Here is a 15,845-nt window from a genome sequence, read left to right as displayed (position 1 = left end):
AGCAGGACCGGACAGGCTGGGGGGCCTGTCCGGTCTTCGCGCGTTCCAGGGGGACTTCCGGGCCGGCTCGGGGGCCGGTCCCGACGCCGGTCCCGACGCTCAGCGGCCGCTGTTCGCTGGGCGCGCCGGTGCGGACGGGTCGGGCGTCTCCGTCGTGCGGGGGCGGGTGCCGCCCGCCGCCGCGTCGGCGATCCGGCCCAGCGCCTCCGCCTTGGCGCACGGATACGCCCCCAGCGCCGCCTGCCGGCCGACGATGCGGCGCTCCGCGCGCATCAGCCGCCAGCCGCGCCGCAGCAGGAACGGCACCGACTTGCGGCCCTCGCGCAGATCCCGCAGCAGCCGGCGGCGGAACGTCGTCGACGGGCGGCCCCGCAGACAGAGCGCGTCGGCCAGCACGCCCAGCTCCTCGCAGCGGGCGACGACATCGGCCGCGAAGATGCCCTCGGCGATGAACAGCTGCGTACGCCCGATGTCGAGCGTCTCGGTGTCGACGACGGAGCTGGTGGCGATCGCGTAGACCGGGACGGTCGTACGGCCCGTACCGCACAGCTCCAGGATCGCGGCGACCGCCGCGTCCGCGTCCCAGGACAGCGCGGAGTCCCAGTCGATGTCCGAGCTGCCCGCGACCAGCGGCAACGTCGGGTCGTCGCCCTCCTTGTAGAAGTCGTCGAGACGGAGCACGGGCAGGCCCGCGCGGGCGGCGAGCGACGACTTGCCGGAGCCGGAGGGGCCCGCGAGCAGGACGACGCGCGCGGAGGCGGTTCGGTGGGGACTCACGGGACACCAGTCTGAGGCATACACCCGCGCAGGCGACCCCCGCCTGCGGTGTTGGTATCGAGCGTCACATCTCAACTACTGTGCGTGTCATTCCGATTACTCGACTCCCTCGCCCAGGCAGGAATCCCATGGCACGTCATTCAGCTCCCACCCCCCGGCGCGGCGCACTGCTGCGCGCCGGGCTGACGCTCACCGCGGCGGGCGCGGTCATCGGGCTCGGCGGCGCCGCGGCGCAGGCGGCACCGGCCGCGCCCGTGCCCGCGTCGGGTCCCGACAGCGAGCTCGCCGAGGCCGGGGCGGCGGCCGGGGCGGGTCTCGCGGGCGCCCTCGGGCACGGCTTGGCCGGTGGCCTCGGACCGGTGAAGAACTTGCAGCTCAACCCGCTGGCCAAGACGGGCGTCGATCCGCTGGACAACGCGGTCGGCACGCAGGTGGCGGACTTCAAGCCGCTGTCCACGGCGGCCTTGACGGACTCGGTCACCCAGGGCGGCGGTCTGAAGGACCTGCCGCTGGTGGGGCCGGTGACAGAGCTGCTGCCCGGCTGAGCGTCGGGTCGGAGCGCGCTTGTGCAAGGAGGCCCGGTCGTCGTCGTGACGGCCGGGCCTCCTTACGCGGGCGGGTGCGGGGGACGGCTCAGTAGCCGGAGCCCGACGCGCCCAGGCTGCCCGTGGGGTGCCAGACCGTCTTCGTCTCCAGGAAGGCCGTCAGCCGGCCCGTGCCGGGATCGGCGGAGAAGTCCACCGGGTGCGGGCGCAGCACCCGCTTGAGGTTGTCCGCCGCCGCGATCTCCAGCTCCTTGGCCAGGGTCTCGTCGGCGCCGTACAGATCGATGCCGTTGACGTCCTGGTGCGAGGCGAGCGGCGCGGCGAGTTCCGCCGTACGGCCCGAGAGGATGTTGACGACGCCGCCCGGCAGGTCGGAGGTGGCCAGCACCTCGCCGAGCGACAGGGCGGGCAGCGGGGAACGCTCGCCGGCGATCACCACCGCCGTGTTCCCGGTGGCGATCACCGGGGCGACGACCGAGACCAGGCCGAGGAACGACGAGTCCTGCGGCGCGAGGACCGCGACGACGCCGGTGGGCTCCGGCGTGGACAGGTTGAAGAACGGGCCCGCGACGGGGTTGGCGCCGCCCGTCACCTGGCCGATCTTGTCCGTCCAGCCCGCGTACCAGACCCAGCGGTCGACGGTCGCGTCCACGACGGCCGCCGCCTTCGGCTTCGAGATGCCCTCGGAGGCGGCCACCTCGGCGATGAACTGGTCGCGGCGGCCCTCCAGCATCTCGGCGACGCGGTAGAGCACCTGGCCCCTGTTGTACGCCGTGGCGCCCGACCAGCCGCCGAACGCCTTGCGGGCGGCGGAGACCGCGTCACGGGCGTCCTTGCGGGAGGACTGCGGCGCGTTGGCGAGCCACCTGCCCTTGTGGTCGGTCACCTCGTACACCCGGCCGCTCTCGGAGCGGGGGAACTTGCCCCCGACATACAGCTTGTAGGTCTTGAAGACTGACAGTCGCTCGGACTCAGACATCGAGATACGCCTCCAGGCCGTGGCGACCGCCCTCGCGGCCGTAGCCCGACTCCTTGTAGCCGCCGAAGGGCGAGGTCGGGTCGAACTTGTTGAACGTGTTGGCCCACACCACGCCCGCGCGGAGCCTGTTCGCGACGGCGAGGATGCGGGAGCCCTTCTCCGTCCAGATGCCGGCGGAGAGGCCGTACTGCGTGTTGTTGGCCTTGGCGACCGCCTCGTCCGGCGTGCGGAACGTCAGGACGGAGAGCACCGGGCCGAAGATCTCGTCGCGCGCGACGGTGTGCGCCTGCGTGACATTCGTGAAGAGGGTCGGCGCGAACCAGTAACCGGACGACGGGAGTTCGCACTCCGGCGACCAGCGCTCGGCGCCCTCGGCCTCGCCCGCGTCGGCCAGCGTCCTGATCCGGGCCAGCTGCTCGGCGGAGTTGATCGCGCCGAGATCCGTGTTCTTGTCCAGCGGGTCGCCGATACGCAGGCTGGACAGCCGGCGCTTCAGCGAGTCCAGCAGCTCGTCGTGGATCGACTCCTGGACCAGCAGGCGCGATCCGGCGCAGCAGACCTGACCCTGGTTGAAGAAGATGCCGGTGACGATGCCCTCGACGGCCTGGTCGATCGGGGCGTCGTCGAAGACGATGTTGGCGCCCTTGCCGCCGAGTTCGAGCGTGACCTTCTTGTCCGTGCCCGCGATCTGCCGGGCGATGGCCTTGCCGACGGCGGTCGAGCCGGTGAAGGCGATCTTGTTGACGTCCTCGTGCGCGACGAGGGCGGCGCCCGCGTCGCCGTATCCGGGAAGGATGTTGACGACGCCGCGCGGGAGACCGGCCTGGCGGCAGATGTCCGCGAAGAACAGGGCGCTGAGCGGGGTGGTCTCGGCGGGCTTCAGGACCACCGTGTTGCCCGTGGCGAGCGCCGGGGCGATCTTCCACGCGAGCATCAGCAGCGGGAAGTTCCACGGGATGACCTGGCCGGCGACGCCCAGCGGGCGCGGATTCGCGCCGTAGCCCGCGTGGTCGAGCTTGTCGGCCCAGCCCGCGTAGTAGAAGAAGTGCGCGGCGACCAGGGGGAGGTCCGCGTCGCGGGTCTCGCGGATCGGCTTGCCGTTGTCGAGGGTCTCCAGGACGGCCAGTTCGCGCGAGCGCTCCTGGATGATGCGGGCGATCCGGAAGAGGTACTTGGCGCGCTCGGCGCCCGGCAGCGCCGACCACTTCACGAACGCCTTACGGGCGGCCTTCACGGCCCGCTCGACATCTTCGGCGCCCGCCCGGGCGACCTCGGACAGCACTTCCTCCGTAGAAGGGCTGACCGTCTTGAAGACCTTGCCGTCGGCGGCGTCGGTGAACTCGCCGTCGATGAACAGGCCGTAGCTCGGCGCGATGTCGACGACCGAGCGTGACTCGGGGGCCGGTGCGTATTCGAAAGCCATCGTGTATCAGTCCACCGTGACGTAGTCGGGGCCGGAGTAGCGGCCGGTGGCCAGCTTCTGGCGCTGCATCAGCAGGTCGTTGAGGAGGCTGGAGGCGCCGAAGCGGAACCAGTGGTTGTCCAGCCAGTCCTCGCCCGCGGTCTCGTTGACCAGCACGAGGAACTTGATCGCGTCCTTGCTGGTACGGATGCCGCCGGCGGGCTTCACACCCACCTGGACGCCGGTCTGGGCGCGGAAGTCGCGCACGGCCTCCAGCATCAGCAGCGTGTTGGCCGGGGTGGCGTTGACGGCGACCTTGCCGGTCGACGTCTTGATGAAGTCCGCGCCGGCGACCATGCCGAGCCAGGAGGCGCGGCGGATGTTGTCGTACGTGGACAGCTCGCCGGTCTCGAAGATGACCTTGAGGCGGGCGGCGCCGCACTCGGCCTTCACGGCCACGATCTCCTCGTAGACCTTCAGGTAGTGGCCCGAGAGGAACGCGCCGCGGTCGATCACCATGTCGATCTCGTCGGCGCCGGCGGCGACGGCGTCCCGCACGTCCGCGAGCTTCACGGCCAGGGCGGTGCGCCCGGCCGGGAAGGCGGTCGCGACGGAGGCGACCTTCACGTCGCTCCCCGCGAGCCCCGCGACGGCCGTCTCCACCATGTCCGGATAGACGCAGAGCGCGGCCGTCGTCGGGACGGTGCGGTCGGTCGGGTCCGGATGCAGGGCCTTGGCGGCGAGCGATCTGACCTTGCCCGGCGTGTCGGCGCCTTCGAGGGTCGTCAGGTCGATCATCGAGATGGCCAGGTCGATGGCGTACGCCTTGGCCGTCGTCTTGATCGAGCGCGTACCGAGCGAGGCGGCGCGTGCCTCCAGGCCGACGGCGTCGACGCCGGGCAGCCCGTGGAGGAACCGGCGCAGCGAGCTGTCGGACGCGGTCACGTCAGCGAGGGGGGCACCGCCCACGGCGGAGCCTGTGGGCGAGGGTGCAGTCGTGGGCATGGTCACCACATGAGCATATCTACGCGCGTAGCAGCATGTACAGGGGGTGGGGTACCGAGTGACGAGACCGACGCCGGGCGTGGCGCGCGGGTGCGGAGTGGTCACGGGAAGGTCGCGGGGTGGTCGCGGGCGGTCGCCGCGCGGGATGCGTGCCGGGGGTGTCGGCGGCGTACGGCAGAATCGAAACCATGACGAGTCCCGATCAGCCCTCCGAGCCGACGTACGCAGAGCGCGTCTTCCGGTCGCCCGCCGCCATCGCGGGCGGTGCGCTGCTGCTCGCTCTCGGCGCGTGGATCGGGATCGACGCGGTGGTGCGGGGCCACGGCAGGACGCCGTGGCTCGCGCTCGCCGGCCTGCTGCTCGCCGTGCCGCTCGTGGTGGCCTTCACCATGCGGCCGGCGGTGTTCGCCAACGACGACCGGCTGCGGATCAGGAATCCGTTCCGCACGGTCGTGGTGCCGTGGGCGTCCGTGGCCGATGTGCGGGCCGGGTATTCGAGCGAGGTGTTCACCCAGGACGGCGCGAAGTTCCAGCTGTGGGCGGTGCCGGTCTCGCTGAGGAAGCGCAAGCGCGCGGCGCGACGGCAGTCGCAGCGCGCGTACGACGACCCGAACAGCCGCACGTCGGTGAACGCGGACGTGACGGACGCGCGCGCCCGGACCGCCGACGCGGATTACACCGTCGCGGGCCTGCGCGAGCAGGCGGAGCGCTGCGCGTCGCGCCCGGAGGCGCAGGGCGAGCCGCAGGTCCGCTGGGCGTACGAGGTGATGGGACCGGCGCTGGCGGGCCTGGTGGTGCTGGTGGTGCTGCTCGCGACGGGGTGACACGTGGGCGGGCGGGTTGGCCGTCCCGGGGGCTGTCCCGGGGGCCGGTTCGTCCTCGAACGCCGGACGGGCTGAGACGGGCCCGGCCGGTGGGTGATGTCCTCAATCGCCGGACGGGCCCAAGATGCCCGCCGGGCGGGCTGGAACGCCCGCCGGAGGGGCGGGCCCGGAACCAATCGCCGGGCGCGCCGCCTGCGCGGTCCCGCCCGGCGATCGACGACAAGTGCGGCCCACGAGTCGCACGACCGGGCCGGGCCGCCCGCGCGGCCCCACCGGCGATCGACGACAGGGTCCGTCAGATGCCCGCAGCCTCCGCCAGGTCCCGCTTCAGGGTCGCCAGCAGCTCCGCGCCCCGGGCCCTGGCCGCGGGGAGCGCGGTGGCGTCGGTGACCGGGATCACCACTTCCAGGTAGCACTTGAGCTTCGGCTCCGTACCGCTCGGGCGGACGATCACCCGGGCCCGGCAGGCGCCGTCCAGGTGGTAGCGCAGACCGTCCGTCGGCGGGAGGCCCGACGCGCCCTCCGAGAGATCCTCGGCCGAGGTGACCGTCAGACCCGCCAGGGCCGCCGGCGGGTGGTCGCGCAGGCGGTCCATCGCCCGCGTGATCAGGGACAGGTCCCGCACGCGCGCCGAGAGCTGATCCGTGGCGTGCAGGCCGTGTGCGAGCGCCAGGTCGTCCAGGAGATCCGTCAGCCCCCGGCCCCGCTCCTTCAGCTCGGACGCCAGCTCCGCGACGAGCAGAGCCGCCGTGATGCCGTCCTTGTCGCGTACGCCGTCGGGGTCGACGCAGTAGCCGAGGGCTTCCTCGTAGCCGTACCGCAGGCCCTCGACGCGGGCGATCCACTTGAAGCCGGTGAGCGTCTCCTCGTAACCGACACCCGCCGCCTCCGCGATCCGCCCGAGCAGCGACGACGACACGATCGACTCGGCGAAGACGCCCGACGTGCCGGTCGCGCCCTTGTTCACCAGGTGCGCCGCCAGCAGCGCGCCCACCTCGTCGCCGCGCAGCATCCGCCAGCCGCTCACGGCGTCCGCGTCCGGGACGGCCACCGCGCAGCGGTCCGCGTCCGGGTCGTTCGCGATGATGATGTCGGGGGCGGCGCGGCGGGCCGTGGCGAAGGCCAGGTCCATCGCGCCCGGCTCCTCCGGGTTCGGGAAGGCGACGGTGGGGAAGTCCGGGTCGGGCTCGGCCTGTTCGGCCACCGGTACGGGCGCGGGGAAGCCGGCCCGCGCGAACGCGGCGTTCAGCGTCTGCGTACCGACCCCGTGCAACGCCGTGTGGACCACGCGCGCCGTACGGGGCGAACCGGCGCTCAGAACGGCGTCCGTGCGCTCCAGATACGCCGTCAGCACCTCGTCGCCGAGAACCTCCCAGCCGTCCTCCGGGCGCGCCACCGAGTCCAGGGGGCCGACCGCGTCGATCTCGGCCGCGATCTCGCCGTCCATGGGAGACACGATCTGGGAGCCGTCCGCGAGATAGACCTTGTAGCCGTTGTCGCGCGGCGGGTTGTGGCTCGCGGTGACCTCCACCCCGGCCACCGCGCCCAGATGCCGTACGGCGAAGGCCAGCAGGGGTGTCGGCAGCGGACGCGGCAGTACGGCGGCGCGCAGCCCCGCACCGGTCATCACGGCGGCGGTGTCACGCGCGAAGTCGGCCGACTTGTGGCGGGCGTCGTAGCCGACGACGACGAGGCCGCCCCCCTGGCCGGCGGCCTTGAGGTACGCGGCGAGCCCGGCGGCGGCGCGGATGACCACCGACCGGTTCATCCGCATCGGCCCGGCGCCCAGCTCGCCGCGGAGCCCGGCCGTGCCGAACTGGAGCGTGCCGCCGAACCGTTCGGCGAGCGCGTCCAGGTCACCGGAGTCGATCAGCCCCCGCAGTTCGTCGCGGGTGTCGCTGTCCGGGTCCTCGGCCAGCCACGCCTCGGCCCGCGCGATGAGGTCCTGCTGCACTGTGGGTCTTCCCTTCCTCGGGCCCGCCGGGAGGTCGTACGGCGGGCGTCAGATGCGCTCGAGCACCTGTGCCAGCAGCGCGCCCATCTGCGTGGCCGAGTCACGGCCCGCCTGGAGGACTTCCTCGTGGTTCAGCGGCTCGCCCGACAGGCCCGCCGCCAGGTTCGTCACCAGCGAGATGCCCAGTACCTCGGCGCCGGCCTCACGCGCGGCGATGGCCTCCAGCACGGTGGACATGCCGACGAGGTCGCCGCCCATGACCCGGACCATGTTGATCTCGGCGGGCGTCTCGTAGTGCGGGCCGGGGAACTGGACGTAGACGCCCTCTTCGAGAGCGGGGTCCACCTCCTTGCACAGCGCGCGCAGCCGCGGCGAGTACAGGTCGGTGAGGTCCACGAAGTTCGGGCCGACGATCGGGGACGCGGCCGTCAGATTGATGTGGTCGCTGATCAGCACCGGCTGCCCCGGGCGCATGCCCTCGCGCAGCCCGCCGCAGCCGTTCGTCAGGACGATGGTCTTGCAGCCGGCGGCGACCGCCGTACGGACACCGTGCGCGACGGCCGCGACGCCGCGGCCCTCGTAGTAGTGCGTACGGCCCAGGAAGACCAGCGCGCGCTTCTCGGCGATCGCGTAGGAGCGGATCGTCCCGCCGTGGCCGGCGACGACCGGCGGGGGGAAGCCCGGCAGCTCGGTCACCGGGAATTCGGCCTCGGGTGCTCCCAGCGCGGCGACGGCGGGTGCCCAGCCGGAGCCCATCACCAGGGCCACGTCATGGGTCTCGGCGCCGGTCAGCTCGCGCAGGCGCACCGCGGCGGCGGAGGCGGCGGCGTGGGGGTCGGCAGATCCGTCGGCCGTGGCCGGGATAACAGATGCGTTCACGCGGAAGAGGGTAACCGTTCTTGCCCTACGCGCGTAGATGATCGAGCGTACGGTCTTCGGATCGTTGTGTTGTCGTTTCCGGCGAACGCGCCGGTCAGCCGCCTGTCGCGAGTGCGAAGGCCGTGACGACCGTCACCGTGCGGGTGGGGTGCCGGTTCAGCACGCGCGCTTTCGCAGTTCCATCACATAGTCGTGCGGCGCCCCGGCCGACTCCGCCGCCTCGGCCAGCTCGCCGAGATAGCGCGCGGAGGGCAGCCCGCCCTCGTACCCGTTCAGGACGTACAGCCAGGCCGGCTCCTTGCCGTCCAGCGTGTCCACGCGCACCCGCATCCGCCGGTATATGTCGAGGCCGACACCCTCCCAGCGGTCCATCGAGTCCTCGTCCATCGGCGCGATGTCGTACAGCGCCACGAAGACCTGCGAGCGGGGTGCCTCCACGAGGGTGACCAGCGCACCCTCCCAGCCCATCTGCTCCCCACCGAAGGTGAGCCGCCAGCCGTTGAGCCAGCCGGTGCCTCGCAGCGGTGAGTGCGGGGCGCGGCGGGACATCAGCCGCGCGTCGAGGTTGCCGGCGTACGCGGCGTAGAGCGACATGGGGACGAGGGTACGGGAGGTACACGCGTGCCCGGTGAATCCCGTGGACGTGGCCCCTCCGGTGGCCGACCGAGGCCCCCGGGGAGGGGCCCGGGGCGAAGCAGCTTGAAGAGTGCGGGACAATGACGTACGTACTGCATCCTCCGGGGACTCCCCGGACTCCCGGCCGGGACGGCAGACGGGTCGGGTCGACAACGCGAGGCGGACTTTTTCGTGACCCGGATCGTGATCATCGGCGGCGGACCCGGCGGATACGAGGCGGCCCTGGTGGCCGCACAGCTCGGCGCCGAGGTGAGCGTCGTGGACTGCGACGGCCTCGGCGGGGCCTCGGTGCTCACCGACTGCGTACCGTCCAAGACCCTCATCGCGACGGCCGAGGTGATGACCACCTTCGACTCCTCCTACGAGGAGCTGGGCATCATCGTCGCCGACGACACCCCGCCACTCGAACAGGCGGCCCGTGTCGTCGGGGTGGACCTCGGCAAGGTCAACCGACGGGTCAAGCGCCTCGCGCTCGCCCAGTCGCACGACATCACCGCCTCCGTCACCCGGGCCGGCGCCCGCGTGCTGCGCGGCCGGGGGCGGCTCGACGGCCGGCAGGCGACCGACGGCTCCCGCCAGGTGATCGTGACCTCGGCCGACGGCACCGAGGAGTCGCTGACCGCCGACGCCGTGCTGATCGCGACCGGCGCGCACCCGCGCGAGATCCCCGACGCGCTGCCCGACGGTGAGCGCATCCTCAACTGGACGCAGGTGTACGACCTCGACGAGCTGCCCGAAGAGCTGATAGTGGTCGGATCCGGTGTCACCGGCGCCGAGTTCGCCGGTGCCTACCAGGCGCTCGGCTCGCGCGTCACGCTCGTCTCCTCCCGCGACCGCGTGCTGCCCGGCGAGGACCCGGACGCCGCCGCCGTACTGGAGGACGTCTTCCGGCGCCGCGGGATGAACGTGATGTCGCGCTCGCGCGCCTCGTCCGCCAAGCGCGTCGGCGACCGCGTCGAGGTGACCCTCGCCGACGGCCGGGTCATCTCCGGCACGCACTGCCTGATGGCGGTCGGCGCGATCCCGAACGCCGAGGGCATGGGCCTGGAGGAGGCCGGGGTCCGGGTCAAGGACTCGGGCCACATCTGGACCGACCGGGTGTCGCGTACGTCCGCGCCCGGCGTCTACGCGGCCGGCGACGTGACCGGTATCTTCGCGCTCGCCTCGGTCGCCGCGATGCAGGGCCGGATCGCGATGTACCACTTTCTCGGCGACGCGGTCGCCCCGCTCAACCTCAAGACCGTCTCGTCCAACGTCTTCACCGACCCGGAGATCGCGACCGTCGGCTACAGCCAGTCGGACGTGGACAGCGGGAAGATCGACGCGCGGGTCGTCAAGCTGCCGCTGCTGCGTAACCCGCGCGCCAAGATGCAGGGCATCAGGGACGGTTTCGTCAAGATCCTCTGCCGGCCGGGCACCGGGATCGTCGTCGGCGGCGTGGTCGTGGCACCGCGCGCCAGCGAGCTGATCCACCCCATCTCGATCGCGGTCGACAACAATATGACCGTTGAACAGATCGCAAACGCTTTCACTGTCTACCCCTCTCTGTCGGGCTCGATCGCCGAGGTGGCACGGCAGTTGCACAGCCGTAAGAGCGAGGACGAGGGTTGACCCAGGTCATGGGCGTACGCAGGCCATAGGGCGGCGCCCCTATACCACTTGGCGCGGCCCCGTACGTACACCTTCCGTTTTTCGGCGAGAACCGCTGAAAGCGGGCGGGCGTTGGGGTTACTGTCAGTTTCGTGTTCGCTGCAGAACGTCGCCAGTTAATCCTCGAAATGGTGCGCGCCAACGGAGCCGTGTCGCTCCGTGAGCTCGCCCGCGTCGTCCAGACCTCCGAAGTGACCGTACGGCGGGACGTGCGGGCGTTGGAGGCCGAAGGACTCCTCGACCGCCGGCACGGCGGTGCGGTACTGCCGGGCGGATTCACGCGAGAATCCGGCTTTCCGCAAAAATCCCATCTCGCCACGGCAGAGAAGACGGCCATCGCCGATCTCGCCGCGAGCCTCGTCGAAGAAGGCGAAGCCGTGGTGGTCGGTGCCGGTACGACCACGCAGGAGCTGGCCCGCCGGCTCGCGCGGATCCCCGGACTGACCGTCGTCACCAACTCCCTGCTGGTCGCGCAGGCGTTGGCCCACGCCAACAGGGTCGAAGTCGTCATGACCGGCGGGACCCTGCGCGGCTCCAACTACGCCCTGGTCGGCAGTGGTGCCGAGCAGTCGCTCCAAGGGCTGCGGGTCTCCCGCGCGTTCCTGTCCGGGAGCGGGCTCACCGCGGAGCGCGGCCTGTCCACCTCCAACATGCTCTCGGCCAGCGTCGACCGCGCGCTGGTGCAGGCGGCCGCCGAGGTCGTGGTGCTCGCCGACCACACCAAACTCGGCACCGACACCATGTTCCAGACGGTGCCGACCGACGTGATCACCCGGCTGGTCACCGACGATCCGCCGGCGCACGACGACCGCGCGGGGACCGAGTTGCAGGCCCTCGCCGACCAGGGCGTACAGATCACGGTGGCGGGCGCGGCCGGGTCGGGCTCCGGCGCCGAGACGGCCCCGCCGGGGCGCCAGCCCCGACGGGAGACGCCGCTGCCGGGCCAGCGCCGTACGCACGGCGGCGGCGGTCCCGGACCGCAGACGCTGCGGAGCGCGGCGGCGTCGGCCGGGGCGCTCGCCGAGCAGCCGGGGGAGCGCGCGCGGGTCGCGGATCTGCGCCGCCGCTGACAGGGCGGCGGCGGGCCGCTCACCCGCTGTGCGGGCCTTTCAGGCCGGTCAGGGTCAGCGTGAGCAGCCGGTCGGCCAACTCCGGGTCGTCCGGCGCCTGTTCGGCGGCGAGCGCGATGGCGTTCGTCAGCTGCATCAGATCGTCGATGGACGTGTCCGCCCGTACGTCCCCGCTGGCCTGCGCCCGTACGAGCAGCAACTCGCCCGCCGTACGGAGCCCCGCGCTGCACTGCGTCAGGGCCGAACTCGTGTCGTGCGAAGCCGACATGAGCGCGCGGGAGAGGCCACGGTACTCACCCGCGTGAGTGATGAGCGCGCGCAGCCAGGCCACCAGCGCGCGGCAGGGCCGGTCGGCGTCGGCGAGCCGGCGGGAGCGGTCGAGCAGATCGGCGAGCGCTTCCTGGAAGACCGCGTTCATCAGGGCGTGCCGGGTGGGGAAGTGCCGGTACAGCGTGCCGATGCCGACTCCGGCCCGGCGCGCGACATCCTCCAGCGAGGCGTCCGTGCCGTGCTCGGCGAACGCGGCACGGGCCTCACCGAGCACCCGCTCGTAGTTCCGCCGCGCGTCGGCGCGCATGGGCCGGGGCGGCGCGTCACTGCTGCTCGCCATCGCGGTCCTTCCTGTCGCCACCGGGGCCCGGGGGCACCGGCGGGTGCGGCCTGTGGTCCTCCAGGATGCCACTGCGGGCCGGGCCTTCCCCATGGATCGGTCCCCGGGGCCGGGCCGCCACGCGCGAGTGGGCCCCGCCACCCCTGACCGGGGTGACGGGGCCCACCCGTACGCGGCTGTCGGGACCGGGTCGTCAGTCCTTGATCTCGCAGATCAGGGCGCCCGAGGTGAGCGAGGCGCCGACCTCGGCCGTGAGGCCCTTGATCGTGCCCGCCCGGTGGGCGTTGAGAGGCTGCTCCATCTTCATGGCCTCCAGGACGACGACGAGGTCGCCCTCTTCGACCTGCTGGCCCTCTTCGACCGCCACCTTCACGATCGTGCCCTGCATCGGGGAGGCGAGGGTGTCGCCGGACGCCCCCGAGCCCGCCTTCTTCGTGGCGCGGCGCTTGGGGCGGGCGCCGGCGGCGAGGCCCGTACGGGCCAGGCTCATACCGAGGCTGGAGGGCAGCGAGACCTCCAGGCGCTTGCCGCCCACCTCGACGACGACCGTCTCGCGGCCGGGCTCGTCCTCGGTGTCCCCGTCACCGGGGATGGTGAAGGCGGGGATGGTGTTGACGAACTCGGTCTCGATCCAGCGGGTGTGGATCGTGAACGGGTCCGAGGTGAACGCCGGGTCGGTGACGACGGCGCGGTGGAAGGGGATGGCCGTGGCCATGCCCTCGACCTGGAACTCGCCCAGCGCACGCGCGGCACGCTGAAGGGCCTGCTCGCGGGTGGCGCCGGTGATGATCAGCTTGGCGAGCAGGGAGTCCCAGGCGGGGCCGATGACCGAGCCCGTCTCCACGCCCGCGTCCAGGCGCACGCCGGGGCCGGTCGGGGGCCGGAAGAGGGTGACGGTGCCGGGTGCGGGAAGGAAGCCGCGGCCGGGGTCCTCGCCGTTGATGCGGAACTCGATCGAGTGGCCGCGGACCGGCGGGTCGTCGTAGCCCAGCTCCTCGCCGTCGGCGATGCGGAACATCTCCCGTACGAGGTCGATGCCGGTGACTTCCTCGGTGACCGGGTGCTCCACCTGGAGGCGGGTGTTGACCTCGAGGAAGGAGATCGTGCCGTCGGTGCCGACGAGGAATTCGACGGTGCCGGCGCCGACGTAGCCGGCCTCCTTCAGGATCGCCTTCGACGCCGCGTACAACTCCTCGTTCTGCGCCGGGGAGAGAAACGGCGCCGGGGCTTCCTCGACGAGCTTCTGGTGGCGGCGCTGGAGCGAGCAGTCGCGGGTGGAGACGACGACCACGTTGCCGTGGGTGTCGGCCAGGCACTGGGTCTCCACGTGCCGGGGCTGGTCGAGGTAGCGCTCGACGAAGCACTCACCGCGCCCGAACGCCGCCACGGCCTCGCGGACGGCGGAGTCGTACAGCTCGGGGACCTCCTCCAGGGTGCGGGCGACCTTCAGACCGCGTCCGCCGCCGCCGAAGGCGGCCTTGATCGCGATCGGCAGGCCGTGCTCCTTGGCGAACGCCACGACCTCGTCGGCGCCGGAGACGGGGTCGGGGGTGCCCGCGACGAGCGGGGCGCCCGCGCGCTGGGCGATGTGCCGGGCGGCGACCTTGTCACCGAGATCGCGGATCGCCTGCGGCGGCGGACCGATCCAGGTCAGACCCGCGTCGAGCACCGCCTGGGCGAACTCCGCGTTCTCCGACAGGAATCCGTAGCCGGGGTGGATCGCGTCCGCGTCGGAGTCCTTCGCGGCCTGGAGGACCTTGGCCACATCCAGATAGCTGGCGGCGGGGGTGTCACCACCCAGCGCGAACGCCTCGTCGGCGGCCCGCACATGCGACGCGTCCCGGTCCGGTTCCGCGTACACAGCCACCGAGCCGATCCCGGCATCCCGGCACGCACGAGCAACACGGACAGCGATTTCGCCACGATTGGCGATGAGCACCTTGCGCACGATGGCTCCCTCCTGGAAACAAGCTGAGTTTAGGGACTGCCGACACGACCGATCGACCCGTCCCCAGTGGTGAGCTTGCCCACACGCGGTGTGATCCGAGGCCCGCTCAAGTCGCGAAATCCCTTGTGACGCAAGGGTACGCCGGGACTCTTCACCGCACAGTAATCGCCGTAAGTGGTCGAGGTCTCTGTCAGGGCGCACCGGCGCGTCTCACGATTCTTTGTTGATTTCCTACTAACGCCTACCGGATTCTTTGCCTCTGCCCGGGCCCTTGTCCGGGGGTTTACCGATGAGTAGCCTTCCCGATGCCGTACGTACTTGGGGTAACAGGGGAAGAGGTGGGTGCCGTGGTGCGCAGACCGGTGGCATGGATGGCGGCGATCGTGCTGCTCGCGGAGGCCGTCGGCTTCGTTTTCGTCAACGGTCTGATGGCGACCGTCGTCGACAACCAGCAGATGTCACTCGCCGGACTCGACCCGGACGCCATGTCCACCGGGACCTGGGCGGCGGGCTTCGCCCTCGGCCTCTACCTGGTCGCCTGCGCGGCACTGCTGGTGCGCGCGGCGATCACGGACCGGGGGTTCGGCCGGGTCGCGCGGCCCGTCCTGGTCAGCTGCGCGATCCTGCACGGGCTGCTGGGCGCGCTGGCGGTCGGCCTGGTGGGCTGGACGGCGTTCCTGTTCATGATGGTCGTGCTGGGGCTGATCGTGCTGACGCTGGTCGCGTACGGCGAACGGGAGGCGCGAACCACCGCCGAGGCCGGGTCGCCGCCGCCGGTCGGGACGGGGCCCTCCGCCGCCTGAGCGGCGACGCGTTCACGTGATCACAGGTTCACGTGATCGCAGGTTCACACGTTCACGCGTTCACGCGTTCATGCCCAGAGGTCGGTGATCGCGACGCCGTGCTCGGCCAGCAGGGCGCGCAGCAGCGGCAGCGACAGCCCGAGCACATTCCCGTGGTTGCCGTCGATCGCGTCGACGAACGGCGCCCCGAAACCGTCCAGCGTGAACGCCCCCGCCACGGACAGGGGTTCACCCGTCGCCACGTACGCCGCGATCTCCGCGTCCGTCGGCTCACCGAAACGGACCACGGTCGAGCCGGTCTGGGACACGCTGCGCCCCGTAACCGTGTCGATCACGCAGTGCCCGGTCTGGAGCACCCCCGACCGGCCGCGCATCTCCTTCCAGCGCGCGGTCGCCGTCTCGGCGTCGACGGGCTTGCCGTACGCCTCGCCGTCCAGCTCCAGCACCGAGTCGCAGCCGACGACCAGCGACCCGGCGGCCTCCGGGCGGGCGGCCACGGCGGCGGCCTTGGCCTCGGCCAGCACCCGCGCCAGGGCGGCGGGTGTGGCGGCGGACAGGGCGTCCTCGTCGACCCCGCTGACGATCACTTCGGGCGCGAGGCCGGCCTGCCTGAGCAGTCCGAGGCGGGCGGGCGATGCGGAGGCGAGGACGAGGCGGCGCGGAGCGGTCATGACGAGAAGGGTAGCCACGCCGGACGGGCCTAGGCCGTGTCTGACAAATCCCGCCTGGCTCACGACGCCTGGCACGCACGCTCGCCGCGTTG

Annotated in this window: 14 protein-coding genes and 1 pseudogene; 5 read left to right on the top strand and 10 right to left on the bottom strand. The window is 72.1% G+C overall.

From position 1 onward, the window contains the following. Positions 1-99: 99 nt before the first annotated feature. Positions 100-845, bottom strand: a pseudogene (locus tag P3L51_RS29485) (uridine kinase). 60 nt (positions 846-905) lie between these two features. Between P3L51_RS29485 and P3L51_RS29480 the strand changes: the two are divergent. Continuing rightward, on the top strand, positions 906-1,322 hold the full coding sequence (locus P3L51_RS29480; protein ID WP_354608372.1) for a hypothetical protein: 417 nt from the start codon (positions 906-908) through the stop codon (positions 1,320-1,322). Positions 1,323-1,410: 88 nt separating this feature from the next. On the opposite strand, the gene P3L51_RS29475 is transcribed toward P3L51_RS29480, so the two are convergent. From P3L51_RS29475 to deoC, 3 genes are read right to left on the bottom strand one after another with little or no spacing between them, the layout of a single operon-like run. Continuing rightward, the gene (locus P3L51_RS29475; protein ID WP_354608371.1) at positions 1,411-2,301 is read right to left on the bottom strand and encodes an aldehyde dehydrogenase family protein; all 891 of its coding nucleotides are present in this window, start codon (positions 2,299-2,301) and stop codon (positions 1,411-1,413) included. Beyond that, positions 2,294-3,724: an aldehyde dehydrogenase family protein gene (locus tag P3L51_RS29470; protein ID WP_354608370.1), complete on the bottom strand. Its 1,431-nt coding sequence runs from the start codon at positions 3,722-3,724 to the stop codon at positions 2,294-2,296. Before P3L51_RS29470 ends, P3L51_RS29475 begins: the two co-directional genes overlap by 8 nt. A gap of 6 nt (positions 3,725-3,730) precedes the next feature. Continuing rightward, positions 3,731-4,708, bottom strand: a complete 978-nt coding sequence (gene deoC / locus P3L51_RS29465) for a deoxyribose-phosphate aldolase (RefSeq protein WP_354608369.1) — start codon at positions 4,706-4,708, stop codon at positions 3,731-3,733. A gap of 188 nt (positions 4,709-4,896) precedes the next feature. Between deoC and P3L51_RS29460 the strand changes: the two genes are divergently transcribed. Beyond that, on the top strand, positions 4,897-5,532 hold the full coding sequence (locus P3L51_RS29460; protein WP_354608368.1) for a PH domain-containing protein: 636 nt from the start codon (positions 4,897-4,899) through the stop codon (positions 5,530-5,532). 295 nt (positions 5,533-5,827) lie between these two features. Here the strand turns inward: P3L51_RS29460 and P3L51_RS29455 are convergent, their stop codons facing one another. From P3L51_RS29455 to P3L51_RS29445, 3 genes are all read right to left on the bottom strand, one after another. Then, a complete protein-coding gene (locus tag P3L51_RS29455; RefSeq protein WP_354608367.1) occupies positions 5,828-7,486 on the bottom strand; it encodes a phospho-sugar mutase in 1,659 nt (552 codons plus the stop codon). Between the two features lie 48 nt (positions 7,487-7,534). Beyond that, on the bottom strand, positions 7,535-8,365 hold the full coding sequence (locus P3L51_RS29450; protein WP_354608366.1) for a purine-nucleoside phosphorylase: 831 nt from the start codon (positions 8,363-8,365) through the stop codon (positions 7,535-7,537). 156 nt (positions 8,366-8,521) lie between these two features. Then, positions 8,522-8,959 (bottom strand): gamma-glutamylcyclotransferase family protein, encoded by a 438-nt coding sequence (locus tag P3L51_RS29445; protein WP_031229841.1) that lies wholly within the window; start codon positions 8,957-8,959, stop codon positions 8,522-8,524. Between the two features lie 213 nt (positions 8,960-9,172). On the opposite strand from P3L51_RS29445, the gene P3L51_RS29440 reads away from it, so the two are divergent. Further along, positions 9,173-10,612, top strand: coding sequence for an NAD(P)H-quinone dehydrogenase (locus P3L51_RS29440; protein ID WP_354608365.1), 1,440 nt, complete (start codon positions 9,173-9,175; stop codon positions 10,610-10,612). Between the two features lie 167 nt (positions 10,613-10,779). Beyond that, complete coding sequence (locus tag P3L51_RS29435) at positions 10,780-11,721, top strand: DeoR/GlpR family DNA-binding transcription regulator (RefSeq protein ID WP_494338551.1); 942 nt, start codon at positions 10,780-10,782, stop codon at positions 11,719-11,721. 19 nt (positions 11,722-11,740) lie between these two features. Here the strand turns inward: P3L51_RS29435 and P3L51_RS29430 are convergent, their stop codons facing one another. Further along, positions 11,741-12,331 (bottom strand): TetR/AcrR family transcriptional regulator, encoded by a 591-nt coding sequence (locus P3L51_RS29430; RefSeq protein ID WP_354608363.1) that lies wholly within the window; start codon positions 12,329-12,331, stop codon positions 11,741-11,743. Positions 12,332-12,524: 193 nt separating this feature from the next. Next, the gene (locus P3L51_RS29425) at positions 12,525-14,279 is read right to left on the bottom strand and encodes an acetyl/propionyl/methylcrotonyl-CoA carboxylase subunit alpha (protein ID WP_354608362.1); all 1,755 of its coding nucleotides are present in this window, start codon (positions 14,277-14,279) and stop codon (positions 12,525-12,527) included. Between the two features lie 338 nt (positions 14,280-14,617). Here P3L51_RS29425 and P3L51_RS29420 point away from each other — a divergent pair, with 338 nt between their 5' ends. Then, on the top strand, positions 14,618-15,082 hold the full coding sequence (locus tag P3L51_RS29420) for a hypothetical protein (protein WP_354608374.1): 465 nt from the start codon (positions 14,618-14,620) through the stop codon (positions 15,080-15,082). Positions 15,083-15,150: 68 nt separating this feature from the next. On the opposite strand, the gene P3L51_RS29415 is transcribed toward P3L51_RS29420, so the two are convergent. After that, a complete protein-coding gene (locus P3L51_RS29415) occupies positions 15,151-15,753 on the bottom strand; it encodes a nucleoside triphosphate pyrophosphatase (RefSeq protein WP_354608361.1) in 603 nt (200 codons plus the stop codon). Between the last annotated feature and the right edge of the window lie 92 nt (positions 15,754-15,845).

The organism is Streptomyces panacea (assembly GCF_040560175.1).
Taxonomy (GTDB): Bacteria; Actinomycetota; Actinomycetes; order Streptomycetales; family Streptomycetaceae; genus Streptomyces; species Streptomyces panacea.
This window is presented reverse-complemented; position numbering and strand designations above follow the sequence as displayed.